Raw genomic sequence first — 13,831 nt, 5'->3', positions numbered from 1 at the left:
TCACGAAAGCGGGCGATGCGAATCTTGGGCCCCTGCAGGTCGCCCAGCGCGGCGACGCTCTTGCCCAGGCGGTCGGCGATCTCGCGCACGGCGCTCAGCCGGCGACGATGGTCGGCGGCGCTGCCATGGGAGAAGTTGAGGCGCACCACGTCGACGCCGGTGCGGATCATCGCCTCGAGTACGCCCTCGCGGTCGCTGGCCGGCCCCAGGGTGGCGACGATCTTGGTACGGCGGATGGGGTCGTGGATGGGAGCGTGTGGCGGAAGCGTCATGGTGTCCTCGGCAAGACCAGGATGGCACGGAAGTCGTTGACATTGGTGCGGGTCGGCCCGGTGACGATGAGCCGCTCCAATGCCTGGAAGAAAGTATACGCGTCGTTGCGTGACAGGTAATCGGCGGGGTCGAGGCCTTGGTCCCTGGCACGCTCCCAATCATCGGGCGAGAACAGTGCACCGGCGTTGTCCTCGGAGCCATCGATGCCATCGGTGTCGATGGCCAGGGCGTGAATTCCCGCAGCGCCTTCCAGCGCCTCGAACAGCCCCAGCAGGTACTCCACGTTGCGCCCGCCGCGCCCATTCCCCTTCACGGTGACGCTGGTTTCGCCACCGGAAAGAATCAGCAGCGGCGAGGCGATCTCGTCGCGTGCCTCCAGCGCCATGCGCGCCTGGGTCCGACCCAGCTCTCGGGCCTCACCCTCAAGGTCATCGCCCAGCACACGCACCATCACCCCTGCCTCTTCCACCACGACCCTGGCGGCTTCCAGGGCATCGTGGGCGCGAGCCAGGGTCACGCTGTCGTCACGCTCGAAGGCCGCGTCGTCGGGCGAGGGGGCGGAGCGATCCTGCTCCAGGTGCTGGCGTACATGGGCCGGCACCTCAATTCCATAGCGTGCGAGTACCGCCAAGGCATCGGCCGGGGTCGAGCGATCGGGCAGGGTTGGCCCCGAGGCGATCTGCGTGGCCACGTCGCCAGGGATGTCGGAGATCAGCCAGGTTACCACCTGAGCCGGATGCGCAGCCGCGGCCAGGCGCCCTCCCTTGATGGCCGAGAGGTGCCGGCGCACGGTGTTCATCTGGCCGATCGGCGCGCCGCAGCGCAGCAGCTCGCGGTTGATCGCCTGCTTGTCGGCAAGGGTGATGCCTTCCGCCGGCAGCGTCATCAATGCCGAGCCGCCGCCGGAGATCAGCGCGATGACGCGATCCTCCTCGCCGAGCTCGGCCACCGCCCCGAGCATGCGCCGGGCTGCCTTCTCGCCCAGGTCGTCGGGCATCGGGTGGGAGGCTTCGAGTACCTCGATCACACTGCACTTCTCGCCATGGCCATAGCGGGTCACCACCAGGCCGGAGAGCGGCGCGTCGGGGCAGCGTTCCTGCCAGGCCCGCTCGAGAGCCGCCGCCATGGAAGCCGCCGCCTTGCCGGCGCCGACTACCACGGTGCGCCCGGGTGGCGGGTCGGGCAGCAGGTTGGCCACCAGTGAGTCGGGATGAACGGCGGTGACGGCGATGTCGGCGAGGCGGCGCAGCCAGTCTGCCACGTCGACCGTGGGATCCAGGGAAGGAAGTTCATGGGACATGGGCACACCTCGAACGGAAGACAACAACGACGGTAACAGCAGGGTACACAAGAAAAAAGCCCGGCGGCGGGCGGGGTCCAGCCGGGGATCCCGCCGCCGGGTCAAGGACCGCACGGAGAGTGCGATCAACGATGAGCGACGAGCCGTCGCTCATCAGGAGGGAAACACCGGCTCACCCTCTGCGCGACCGGCAGCCCGGGCGCCGCCTCCCTGTATGGCGAATCACCTGCCCACCTCGTGATCGGCCAGCGCCTCCAGTGCACGCAGGATGCCGGCATGATCCCAGTCCTCCCCACCGTGGGCGACGCAGGCCTGGAACAGCTGCTGGGCATTGGCGGTGCCGGGCAGTGCCAGGTTGAGGCTGCGCGCGCCCTCCAGCGCCAGGTTGAGATCCTTCTGGTGCAGCTTGATCTTGAAGCCCGGGTCGAAGGTGCGCTTGATCATGCGCTCACCGTGGACGTCAAGGATCTTGGACTGGGCCAGGCCGCCGAGCAGCGATTCGCGCACCTTGGCCACGTCGGCGCCCGCCTTTGAGGCGAACAGCAGGCCTTCGGCCACCGCCTCGATGGTCAGCGCGACGACGATCTGGTTGGCCACCTTGCAGGTCTGGCCGGCGCCATGACCGCCGATGTGGGTGATGGTCTTGCCCATTACCTCAAGGATCGGCCTGGCACGGGAGAAGCCCTCCTGGGTGGCCCCCACCATGATGGTCAGCGCCGCGTTGATGGCGCCGCCCTCGCCACCGGAAACCGGCGCGTCGACGTATTCGCCGCCGGCCTCATGGATACGCCTGGCGAAGCCCTGGGTGGCAATGGGGGCGATGGAGCTCATGTCGATGACCAGGGTGCCCGGCTTGAGCCCTTCAATCACACCGCCCTCACCGAACAGCACCTGCTCCACATCGGGAGTATCCGGCACAATGGTGATAATCACCTCGGCCTGCTCGGCCACGGCGCAGGGGCTGTCGGCCTCGGTCATGCCCTTCTCGGCCAGAGTGGCATCCAGAGTGCCGCGCTTGACGGTGACGAGTTCGTGGCCGGCATCCAGCAGATGCCCCGCCATGGGACGGCCCATGATGCCAAGGCCAATGAAACCGATCTTGCTCATGATGCTTCTCCTTTCAGCTTGTCTTTGTGATCGTTGGCAAATGTTCTGAAACGCGTCGTGAGCGAAGGCAGGTCGGCCGCCGCCGGCGCGCAGCAACCGGAGTTGACCGGGTGCTCATGACGATTGCGACGCCTCGACACCGCCGGCGGCCGAGATGCCGAGCGCAACAGCGTTTCACCGATCCAGCCAGCCCAGCCCTTCTTTCGTTGTCGCCGCCGGCTTGTACTCGCAGCCGATCCAGCCGTCGTAGCCCAGCCGGTCGAGGTGGGCGAACAGGAACGGGTAATTGATCTCGCCGGTGCCAGGCTCGTGGCGCCCCGGGTTGTCGGCCAGCTGCACGTGAGCGATGCGATGCAGGTGCTTCTCGATGGTCGGCGCCAGGTCACCCTCCATGACCTGCATATGATAGATGTCGTACTGCAGCTTCAGGTTGCCGCTGCCCACCTCGTCGAAGATCGACAGTGCCTGTTCGGTGCGGTTGAGGAAGAAGCCAGGAATGTCGCGGGTGTTGATCGGCTCGGCCAGCAGCAGGATGCCGGCGGCTTCGAGCTTCTCGGCAGCATAGCGCAGGTTCTCCACCAGGGTGCGGCGCGCCTGCTCCAGGCTCACGCCCTGGGGCTGGATGCCGGCCAGGCAGTTGACCTGCTGGCAGCCGAGCACGGTGGCATAATCGATGGCCTGCTCGACGCCGGCGCGAAACTCCTCGACGCGATCCGGATGGCAGGCGATGCCGCGCTCTCCGGCGCCCCAATCGCCGGCCGGCAGGTTGTGCAGCACCTGGACCAGGCCGTGCTCGTCGAGAAGCGCCTTGAGTTCGGCGGCCGTATAGTCGTAGGGAAAGAGGTACTCGACGCCCTTGAAGCCGGCCTCGGCGGCGGCCTGGAAGCGGTCGAGGAAATCCTCCTCGGTGAACAGCATGCTGAGGTTGGCGGCAAACTTGGGCATTTGGGTCTCCCTCTATTGTGTTGTCGACATTTGAGACACCGCTGCGCCATCGTCCCCACGATGACGCGGCGCAGTGTGTTACGTGAGAGACGCGATCGAGGTCGGCGCATCCGCGCTGTTCTCGGCCAGGGCCTCGAATTCATTGATGCCGTCGAGATCGGTGCCCATGGCGATGTTGGTTACCCGCTCAAGAATGATTTCCACCACCACCGGGACGCGGTATTCGCGCATCAGGGCTTGCGCCTCCTCGAGTGCCGGGGCGATCCGGTCCGGCTGGGTCACGCGCAGCGCCTTGCAGCCGAGCCCTTCCACCACCGAGACGTGGTCGACGCCGTAGTCGTTGATCTCGGGACAGTTGACGTTCTCGAACGAGAGCTGCACGCAGTAGTCCATGTCGAAGCCGCGCTGGGCCTGGCGAATCAGCCCCAGGTAGGAGTTGTTCACCAACACGTGAATATAGGGCAGCTTGAACTGGGCGCCGGCGGCGAGCTCCTCGACCATGAACTGGAAGTCGTAGTCGCCGGAGAGCGCCACCACCTCGGCTTCCGGATCGGCCTTGCACACACCCAGTGCGGCGGGAATGGTCCAGCCCAGCGGGCCCGCCTGGCCGCAGTTGATCCAGTGGCGCGGCTTGTAGACATGCAGGAACTGGGCACCGGCGATCTGCGACAGACCGATTGTGGTGACGTAGCGGGTGTTCTTGCCGAAGACCTTGTTCATCTCTTCGTAGACCCGCTGCGGCTTCACCGGCACGTCGTCGAAGTGGGTCTTTCGCAGCAGGGTGCGCTTGCGCTCCTGGCAGGACTCGGCCCAGGCGCTGCGGTCCTTGAGCGTGCCCGCCGCCTTCCGCTCACGTGCCAGCTCGACGAACAGCTCGAGCGCCGCCTTGGCGTCGGAAACGATGCCGTAGTCGGGGCCAAAAATGCGACCGATCTGGGTCGGTTCGATGTCGACGTGGACGAACTTGCGTCCCTTGGTATAGGTCTCGAGATTGCCCGTGTGGCGATTGGCCCAGCGGTTGCCGATACCCATCACGAAGTCGGATTCAAGCATGGTGGCATTGCCGTAGCGGTGCGACGTCTGCAGTCCCACCATGCCCGCCATCAGCGGGTGATCGTCGGCGATGCTGCCCCAGCCCATCAGCGTGGGGATGACCGGCACGCCGGTGAGCTCGGCGAACTCCACCAGCAGCTCGCTGGCGTCGGCGTTGATGATGCCGCCGCCGGCAACCAGCAGCGGGCGCTCGGCCTCGTCGAGCATGGCCATGGCCTTCTCAACCTGGGCACGCGAAGCGCTGGGCTTGTAGGCCGGCAGTGGTTCGTAAGTGTCCGGGTCGAACTCGATCTCGCTCAACTGCACGTCGATCGGCAGGTCGATCAGCACCGGGCCGGGGCGCGATGAGCGCATCAGTTGGAAGGCCTGCTGAAAGGCGCGCGGTACCTGGGCCGGCTCCAGCACGGTGACGGCCCACTTGGTCACCGGACCGGCGATGGCCTGGATGTCGACGGCCTGGAAGTCCTCCTTGTGCAACCTGGCACGCGGCGCCTGGCCGGTGATGCACAGGATCGGGATGGAGTCGGCGCTGGCGGAATAGAGCCCGGTGATCATGTCGGTGCCGGCAGGGCCGGAAGTGCCTATGCAGACGCCGATGTTGCCGGCCTTGGTGCGGGTATAGCCTTCGGCCATGTGCGAGGCACCTTCGACGTGGCGGGCCAGCACGTGATCGATGCCGCCGATCTTGCGCAGGGCAGCGTAGAAGGGATTGATGGCGGCCCCGGGCACGCCGAAGGCGACATCGATGCCTTCCTTTCGAAGCACGTGAACGGCGGCTTCTGCTGCGGTCATTCGAGCCATGACGGTTCCTCCCGTGAGTGGCGACAGATTATTTTTGGAAAATATTTCTGTATATCGAGATTAGAAGTCGACATGCACGCCGTCAAGAAATCATGGAAAATATTTTCATAAAAATTCTTAGACACAAAAAACCCAGGCAAAAACAGCTGCCTGGGCTCTCTTTTCTCGGAAGGCTCAGAGCGTGATGCGTAGCGCCAGCGGGTATTCGTCGCAGTTGTTGCCCTCACCGCCGCGATCGACCACCAGGAACTCGCCTTCGCGCTCCAGCACCGACTGGATGGCGTGCCAGGTGCCGGCGCGGTAGTTGACACCCTGCCGGCCGTCGGTGACGAAGGCGCGCACTTCCGTCGGGTCGATGATCTCACCCGGCGGCGCCACCACGATCACGAAGCGCTCCGCGTGCAGCGGCATGAAGGCCTGGCTGCCCTGAGGATGGCGCTCGAGAAAATCGAGCTCCAGCGGGATCGACACGGGCTGGCTGACGAAGATGCTGATCAGCGCTCGCGCCTGCTCGCCCAGGGTTTCGACCTTGGCCAGGTCGTGGTAGCGCCGGGTGCGCCCGGCGTTGATGTGAAAGTAGTCGGCCGTGCGCGTGTCGATGACGTCACCGAAGGGCGCGAAGGCCTCAGGCGTCAGCGGCTCGGCTTTGAGTTCCAGCATGGTAGCCTCTCGAATTNCCGAAGGGCGCGAAGGCCTCAGGCGTCAGCGGCTCGGCTTTGAGTTCCAGCATGGTAGCCTCTCGAATTCATTCGGCAGTTTGCCTGCGCACCGGGGCTGTTCCGGCGGCAGGCCTGCGAGGAGGCGCTGTGAACCCATCCCTGGGCGCTACTTTTGCCATCCATGGCAAAAGACCTCCTCTTCGGCCTGCCCCCGGCGCCCCTAGGCCGCGGCCCAACGTCAATCCTGGCGTAGTCTCACTCAGCGAGTACCCAGCCGCAGCGCCGCGTGACGGTTCACGTCCTTGTACAGCAAATAGCGAAACGGCCCCGGGCCCCCGGCGTAGCACGCCTGGGGGCAGAAGGCGCGCAGCCACATGAAGTCACCGGCCTCGACCTCGACCCAGTCCTGATTGAGATGGTAGACCGCCTTGCCCTCGAGCACGTAGAGGCCATGCTCCATGACATGGGTCTCATCGAAGGGGATGACCGCGCCGGGCTGGAAAGTGACGATGTTGACATGCATGTCGTGGCGCATGTCGTTGGGATCGACGAAGCGCGTGGTGGCCCAGCGCCCTTCGGTGCCCGGCATCGGGTTGGGCTCGAGGTCGTTCTCATTGACCACGAAGGCCCGCGGCACCTCGATACCCTCGACGTACTCGTAGGCCTTGCGCACCCAGTGGAAGCGCACCGGCGCACTGGACTCATTGCGCAGCTGCCAATGGCAGCCCGGCGGCAGGAAGGCGTAGCCGCCCGGCGTCATCTCGTGGCGCTCGCCGGCAATGGTCAGGGTCATCTCGCCCTCGACGACGAACAGTACCCCCTCGGCGGCAGGGTCGAGCTCGGGGCGCTCGCTGCCTCCACCTGGGCTCACCTCCATGATGTACTGCGAGAAGGTCTCAGCGAAACCGGAGAGCGGACGCGCCAGCACCCACAGCCGGGTCTGCTCCCAGAACGGCAGGTTGCTGGTGACGATGTCACCCATCACGCCCTTGGGAATGAAGGCGTAGGCTTCGGTGAATACCGCCCGGTCGGAGAGCAGTTGGGTCTGGGGCGGATGTCCGCCGTGAGGGGCGTAGTATTTTCTTGTCGTCATGGTTTCGTCCTTCATATTCGTTCCAGGCTGGGAGATAGGCCAAAAAACTGATCCCGTCCATCTTGTGAAACTATCGTCTCAAGAGTACGGTGTCTAGCAACTTTCGTTTCACGAAAAGGGTCGAGCCAGCCATGAATCCTCAAGATGAATCTGGGGCAGTAATGGGGTATGGAATCGATGCCGTAACGCTCGTGGAAGTGCTGTCAGGGCGACAGTTCATCGAGCCGCTGGTAAAGCTCACTCACTTCGTCGATGCGGGCTCGACCCTCGGCGAGTCGGTAGTGCAGAACCCCATTGGCAAGCAGGCTGATCAAACTCATGGCACTGGCATAGCTATCGAAAGCAGAGACGCTATCAATGGGGCACGGCATCCACCAGTCTACCTGCTCGGCATAGCCGCTGGACGTGGCATCGGCGATCAGCAATACCCGGCAAGGCATCGAGGCCAACTCACTCGCCAAGGCGTCGAAGACCCTGGGACGACGGCGAAAACCGAACAGCACCACCAGATCGGCCCCATCCAAGCCCACAAATTCCTCGGCCAGCGATTGGTTCGGCTCTGGTGCAACGCTGACCAAGTCGCGAGCCTGGATCAGTTGCTGCCGAAAATGGAGCGCCAACGGATAGCTGTTGCGAAAGCCGACCAGCACGACCCGCCGCGCAGTGTTCAGCTTCTCCACCACGGCTTCGAAGTCCCGCGGCTCGATTCCCTCCAGGGCGCTGCGAAGGTTCTGCCGTTCACGTTCGAGATGACGCTTGAATTGCTCACCGTTTCCCGCCACGCCCCCAGGCTCGGTCACCAAGGGCACGCCCCGGCTACGCAATTCACGTGCATGGCGCTTCACGGCCTGGAAGCTCTCGAAACCGAGACGCCTGAAGAGCCGGCTGACCGTGGACTTGGAAACACCGGTCAGACGCGCCAGATCGACGGCGCTGTAGACCGCCAGGTCATCGAAATGGTCGAGAATGAAACCGGCCACCCGCTGCTCCTGCGTGGTCAGTTCGGCATATTGCGCCGAGATTCGCTGGCCGATATGTGGCTGCATGCCGGTCTGTTGCGTGCGCAAGAAAAGCTCTCCCCCAATTCAAGTCACAGACGAAGAAACGCTCCGCCTGCTACCACTTGTACCACTCGACCGGCCGGTGAGCTCTCCTCACCGATCACTCCCTTGGTCCGCTCCACCCTGCGGTGCCAACCACGATCGGGGTGCCCAGGCACCGCATCACTATAGCGACACCCCCAACAACAACGCGAGGTATCCCCATGCCCCACCCCTCCGAGACGACCCAAACTACCGACGCCAAGCGGCGTCACTGGCAGATCCCGCACATCTACGTCATCCTGTTCGTCTTCATCGCCCTTGCCGCGATAGCAACCTACTTCGTCCCGGCCGGAGAATTCGAACGGATACCCGGACCCGATGGCCGAACCACCATCGATGCCGACTCCTTCCAGTACGTGGCATCGAACCCGACCGGCCTCGTCGACTTCATGCTGGCGATTCCCAACGGACTGATGAGCGCCGGTGAAGTCGTATTCTTCACCTTCATGATCGGCGGCATGTTCATGGTGCTGCGCCGTACCGGCATCATCGAGATCGGCGTCGACAAGCTCAGCCGTCGCTTCGCCAATCGCAGCCTGCTGATGATCCCGGTACTGATGACGGTCTTCGCCGTGGTGGCCACCATCATCGGCACCCAGGAGCTGGCCTTGGTCTACGTGCCGGTGATCCTGCCACTGATGATCGCCCTGCGCTTCGACTCGGTGACGGCGGCCGCCGTGGCCCTCTGTGCCACCACCGCCGGCTTCACCACCGGCATCCTCAACCCGATCAATACCGGCCTGGGACAGAAATTGTCCGACCTGCCGCTCTACTCCGGCTTTGGTCTGCGTGCCGCCGCCTTCGTCGTCGTGCTGGGAGCGGCCATCTACTTCGTGATGCGCTATGCTCGCCAGGTTCAGCTCAATCCCGGAATGAGCCTGATGGAAGGCGATGAGGCCGAGACCGAGAAGCGCTCGCTCTACCAGCATGCCACCGACGAAGGGGCTCTTCTCGCCAACGGCCGCCAGAAGCTGGCCGCTATCGCCACCTTCGCCTTCTTCGGCATCCTGGTCTATGGGGTGCTGCGCCAGGGCTGGTTCATGATGGAGATGGCGGGCCTGTTCATCGTCATGGGCATCGTCGTCGGTTTGATCGCCGGCCTGACCACAGAGAGCATCTGCGAAGCCTTCAACAAGGGCTTCCGCGACGTGCTGGTCGGCGCCATGATTGCCGGCGTGGCCCGTGGCGTGGCCGTAGTGCTGGAGGATGGCCAGATCATGGATACCCTGGTCTACGGACTGGGAAACCTGGTGGGAGAACTGCCCACCCTGCTCTCGGCCATCGGCATGTACTTTGCCCAGTTGGCCTTCAACTTCGTGGTACCTTCCGGCAGTGGCCAGGCTCTGGTGACCATGCCGATCATGGCCCCGCTCTCCGACATCATCGGCGTAACCCGCCAGACTGCGGTCCTTGCCTATCAGCTCGGTGACGGTATCGGCAATATCCTGTTCCCCACGTCGGGCTATTTCATGGCCACCCTGGCCATCGCCGGCGTGCCCTGGCAGAAATGGGTGAAGTTCTTCTTCCCGCTGTTCTGCGTCTGGGTAGCGATAGCGGTGTGCTTCCTCGCCTTTGCTCAGGCGACCCAATGGGTAGGCTGACAGGCTGAACGCCATCCCGCACACCCACCAGGCCCTGCCCGGCTCGTCCGGGCGGGGCTGGCTCGCTTCCCAAGGGAATATCATTCCGTGAGCCTCAGCGCGCCGGCGCCGGATGATGCTCCATCCAATGCCGCGCGATATCCACCCGCCGCGTTACCCACACCCGATCATGCGCCTCGATATGGTCGAGGAAACGCTGCAGGGCGCGGAAGCGGCCGGGTCGACCCAGCAACCGGCAGTGCATGCCCACCGAGAGCATCTTGGGCGATTCTTCGCCCTCCGCGTAAAGTACGTCGAAGGCGTCGCGCAGGTAGGTGAAGAAGTGTTCGGCGGTATTGAAGCCCTGCGGCGCGGCGAAGCGCATGTCGTTGCTATCCAGGGTATAGGGCACGACAAGATGGTCGTGCTCGTTGCCCTGGCTGTCGGCGGCGCAGGTCCAGAACGGCAGGTCGTCGCCGTAGTAGTCGCTGTCGTAGAGGAAGCCGCCTTCGTCCAGCACCAGGCGACGGGTGTTGGGGCTGTCGCGGCCGGTGTACCATCCCTGCGGCTTCTCGCCGTAGAGACGCTGGAAGATCTCCATGGCGCGCTGCAGGTGCTCGCGCTCGACGTGCTCCGGCACTTCCTGATAGTGAATCCAGCGGTAGCCGTGGCAGGCGATCTCGTGGCCCAGCTCCTTGAACGCTTGGGCCACTTCCGGGTGGCGCTCCAGCGCCATGGCCACGCCGAATACCGTCAGCGGCAGGCCACGACGCTCGAATTCCCTCAGGATGCGCCACACCCCGGCCCGCGAACCATACTCGTAGATCGACTCCATGCTGAGGTGGCGATCGGGAAAGGCCGGCGCTCCGATGATCTCGGAGAGAAATTGCTCGGAGCCGCCATCGCCGTGCAGCACGCAGTTCTCGCCACCCTCTTCGTAATTGAGCACGAACTGCACGGCAATCTTCGCCTGGCCCGGCCAGTTGGCGTGGGGCGGGTTACGGCCGTAGCCGACCAGGTCACGGGGGTAGTCACGGTGAATGCTCATCCTGCACCTTCCTCTTTGTTCTTCACTGCCGGGAGCGAACGCTGCGATCGCTCCCTCCAAAATGTATACAATAAGAAAAATAGACTGTATCCACTTAGGTTGCAATAGAAGCCTCAGCTCGGCTATCTCATGCTATGGGGCCTCAGCCGGCGGCCTTGCGCGGCCCTTCTTCTAGGCAACCCTTCTGGAGAACGCATGGGCAGAAAATAGAGACCCAAATGTTTTGTATACAAAAATAACCCCCGCCTGCAACCGAAATATCCAAGCTCAGCCGAACTTTTCCGCTACTGAGTCTCTATCGCATGCCCCTGCAGAGGCTCAAGCAACAAGAAACGCATAAAAGTGTATACATAAATAGAAGAAAAACGTCGCCAACCCTACCTTCACCACTCCTTTATCTACCAAAGCCTAATAGCCGAGAGGCCTATGGCCGGCAAAGAAAAACAAAGTATATTTATGATTTTAATGAATTTTATGGTATATCAGGCCGCACAATCGAAGTTCTTGCATCTAGCATGCACAGCATCTATTTTGTGTACAAAGAGATTTTTTATTGTTCACAAGAATAGTTCGGAGCTCGCATGCGTCTACGCATCATCAATCCCAACACCACGGTCGCCATGACCCATAAGATCGGCGAGGCGGCGAAGCGTATTGCCGCTCCCGGCACGACAATCGTGGCTATACAGCCGGCCCATGGCCCGGTTTCCATCGAGAGCCACTTCGACGAGGCCATCAGCGCGGTGGGCGTGATGGAGGAAGTACTGGCCGGAGAGAAGGAAGATACCGACGCCTACGTGATCGCCTGCTTCGGCGACCCGGGCCTGCTGGCGGCGCGCGAGCTGACCCGCGCACCAGTGATCGGTATCGCCGAGGCGGCCTTCCATATGGCCAGCCTAGTCAGCACGCGCTTCTCCGTTGTGACCACCCTCTCCCGTACCGCCATCATCGCCGAGCACCTGCTGGAGCAGTACGGTTTCCGTCACCACTGCCGTCGGGTCCGCGCCGCCGAGATCCCCGTGCTGGACCTGGAGGAGAACGGTTCGGCAGCGCTCGGCCGCATCATCGAGGAATGCCGCCGGGCCCGCGAGGAGGACGGCATCGGCGCCATCGTACTCGGCTGCGGCGGCATGGCCGACCTGACCGAAACCATTTCCCGCGAGGTCGGCCTGCCGGTGATCGAGGGCGTCACGGCCGCGGTCAAGCTGGCCGAGGCGCTCGTCGGGCTTGGGCTCGGCACCAGCAAGCACGGCGACCTGGCATTTCCGCGGCCCAAGGCCTTCAGCGGCCGCTTCAAGGAGTTTTCGAACCTCACGCCTGAGCGCTGAGCTTTTCCCAGGCGACTACAACAACACGCACCTTGAGCACGTCACGCCACAGAGCCCGAGAGCGGTAGCGGGCACAACCACAACATAGAGCAACGACTTGCGAGGACAGACCCATGCAGCACACTAACCCACACAGCACGGCGGCCGACCCCGTTCCCCCGACTGCTGTCGCGCCCAGCGCCTCCAAGGCGCTGGGCGAGGAATCGCTCGCGCCCCAGAAGACTCGTATCATGGGGCGCACCTCATACTTCCTGGCCTGGTTCGGTGGCTGTGTGTCGATCGGTACCTTCGCCATGGGCTCCAGCGTGGTCGGTACCCTCAACCTGATCCAGGCGACCCTGGCCATCGCCATCGGCTGCTTCGTGATCGGTATCGCCTTGGCGCTGAATGGCGCCGCCGGCTACAAGTACGGCATCCCGTTCATGGTCCAGGCGCGCAGTGCCTTCGGTTTTGCCGGCACGCGCCTGCCGGGCCTGGTACGGGCCGTGCCCGCGGTGGTGTGGTACGGCTTCCAGAGCTGGATCGGTGCAGGGGCGTTGAACATGGTCTCGGCCACGCTGTTCGGCTTCGATAACCTGATCTTCTACTTCATCGCCTTCCAGTTCCTGCAGATCGGCCTGTCGGTGATGGGTTTCCAGGGCATCAAGTGGCTGGAGAATATCGGCAGCGCCTTCATCCTCGCTTCGCTGGTGTACATGTTCTATGCCACGGTGCAGCGCTACGGCGATGAGCTCTCGGCCAGCCTGCTGACCATGGAAGGCTCCTGGGGCATGCCGTTCTGGGGCGCTACCATGCTGTTCCTGGGTATCTACAGCACCATGATGCTCAACGTCAGCGACTATTCACGGGAGCACAAGCAGGGCACCGGACAGGGGATTCTCACCACCATCTATGCCATGTCGATCCTGCCCTGCACACTGTTCATGGGCCTGATCGGCTACATGGTGTCCGAGGCCACCGGCACCGCCGACCCGATCCAGGTATTCGCCAACGCCGTGGACAACACGCCGCTGCTGATGACCACGCTGCTGTTCATTGCCTTCGCCCAGGTCACTACCAACGTGCTCAACAACGTGGTGCCGCCGACCTACGTGCTGATGGACGTATTCAAGCTGAAGTTCGCCACCTCCACGGTGATCGTCGGCCTGCTGGCCTTCGCCACCTTCCCGTGGAAGCTGGTACAGCCCGACTCCGCGGCCGGCCTGCAGCTGTTCGTGCAGACCTACTCCGCCTTCCTCGGTCCGATCTTCGCCATCCTGGTGGTCGACTACTACCTGATCCGCCGTCGCACCCTCGATCTCGGCAAGCTCTACGACGAGAACGGCCCCTACCAGGGCGTCAACAAAGCGGCACTGATCGCCACCGCCGTGGGCATCGCCGCGGCGCTGACCTTCTCCGCCGTGTCCTGGTACGCCAGCCTGATCCCGGCTGGCGTCACCTACTACCTGCTGATGAAGCACTGGGCCCCCTGCCAGCGGTTCCGCCAGTAGTAGCGGCATGCTGCTCCTGCTTCCCCAGCCGGATATCCGGCTGGGCGAGCA

General features: G+C 63.6%; 12 protein-coding genes. 3 read left to right on the top strand and 9 right to left on the bottom strand.

The features are described 5' to 3' along the window. The 8 genes from SPH52_RS16095 to SPH52_RS16060 form a co-directional block, all read right to left on the bottom strand. A partial coding sequence (locus tag SPH52_RS16095) for a pyruvate kinase (RefSeq protein WP_411796057.1) occupies nt 1–272 on the bottom strand: 272 nt, incomplete at its 3' end. Then, nucleotides 269–1,573 carry a glycerate kinase gene (locus SPH52_RS16090; protein ID WP_411796056.1) on the bottom strand — a complete coding sequence of 435 codons (1,305 nt, stop codon included), beginning with the start codon at nt 1,571–1,573 and terminating at the stop codon, nt 269–271. The genes SPH52_RS16090 and SPH52_RS16095, both read right to left, overlap by 4 nt. 222 nt (nt 1,574–1,795) lie before the next feature. After that, complete coding sequence (locus SPH52_RS16085; RefSeq protein ID WP_411796055.1) at nt 1,796–2,680, bottom strand: 2-hydroxy-3-oxopropionate reductase; 885 nt, start codon at nt 2,678–2,680, stop codon at nt 1,796–1,798. Nucleotides 2,681–2,854: 174 nt separating this feature from the next. Then, nucleotides 2,855–3,625: a hydroxypyruvate isomerase gene (hyi, locus tag SPH52_RS16080; RefSeq protein ID WP_411796054.1), complete on the bottom strand. Its 771-nt coding sequence runs from the start codon at nt 3,623–3,625 to the stop codon at nt 2,855–2,857. Between the two features lie 78 nt (nt 3,626–3,703). Then, nucleotides 3,704–5,479, bottom strand: a complete 1,776-nt coding sequence (gene gcl / locus SPH52_RS16075) for a glyoxylate carboligase (protein ID WP_411796053.1) — start codon at nt 5,477–5,479, stop codon at nt 3,704–3,706. A gap of 174 nt (nt 5,480–5,653) precedes the next feature. After that, a complete protein-coding gene (locus tag SPH52_RS16070; protein ID WP_411796052.1) occupies nt 5,654–6,139 on the bottom strand; it encodes an ureidoglycolate lyase in 486 nt (161 codons plus the stop codon). 258 nt (nt 6,140–6,397) lie between these two features. Then, a complete protein-coding gene (locus tag SPH52_RS16065) occupies nt 6,398–7,231 on the bottom strand; it encodes a bifunctional allantoicase/(S)-ureidoglycine aminohydrolase (protein ID WP_411796051.1) in 834 nt (277 codons plus the stop codon). Between the two features lie 203 nt (nt 7,232–7,434). Continuing rightward, nucleotides 7,435–8,298: a MurR/RpiR family transcriptional regulator gene (locus SPH52_RS16060; RefSeq protein WP_411796050.1), complete on the bottom strand. Its 864-nt coding sequence runs from the start codon at nt 8,296–8,298 to the stop codon at nt 7,435–7,437. Between the two features lie 197 nt (nt 8,299–8,495). Here SPH52_RS16060 and SPH52_RS16055 point away from each other — a divergent pair, with 197 nt between their 5' ends. Then, nucleotides 8,496–9,935, top strand: a complete 1,440-nt coding sequence (locus tag SPH52_RS16055; RefSeq protein ID WP_411796049.1) for a YfcC family protein — start codon at nt 8,496–8,498, stop codon at nt 9,933–9,935. Between the two features lie 94 nt (nt 9,936–10,029). Here SPH52_RS16055 and puuE read toward each other — a convergent pair whose 3' ends face one another. Continuing rightward, nucleotides 10,030–10,962 (bottom strand): allantoinase PuuE, encoded by a 933-nt coding sequence (puuE, locus tag SPH52_RS16050; protein ID WP_411796048.1) that lies wholly within the window; start codon nt 10,960–10,962, stop codon nt 10,030–10,032. Nucleotides 10,963–11,543: 581 nt separating this feature from the next. Between puuE and SPH52_RS16045 the strand changes: the two genes are divergently transcribed. Continuing rightward, nucleotides 11,544–12,290: an aspartate/glutamate racemase family protein gene (locus tag SPH52_RS16045; RefSeq protein WP_411796047.1), complete on the top strand. Its 747-nt coding sequence runs from the start codon at nt 11,544–11,546 to the stop codon at nt 12,288–12,290. 113 nt (nt 12,291–12,403) lie between these two features. Then, complete coding sequence (locus SPH52_RS16040) at nt 12,404–13,780, top strand: NCS1 family transporter (RefSeq protein ID WP_411796046.1); 1,377 nt, start codon at nt 12,404–12,406, stop codon at nt 13,778–13,780. Nucleotides 13,781–13,831 lie beyond the last annotated feature (51 nt).

Source organism: Halomonas sp. A29 (assembly GCF_046723295.1).
Classification (GTDB): Bacteria; Pseudomonadota; Gammaproteobacteria; order Pseudomonadales; family Halomonadaceae; genus Halomonas.
This window is presented reverse-complemented; position numbering and strand designations above follow the sequence as displayed.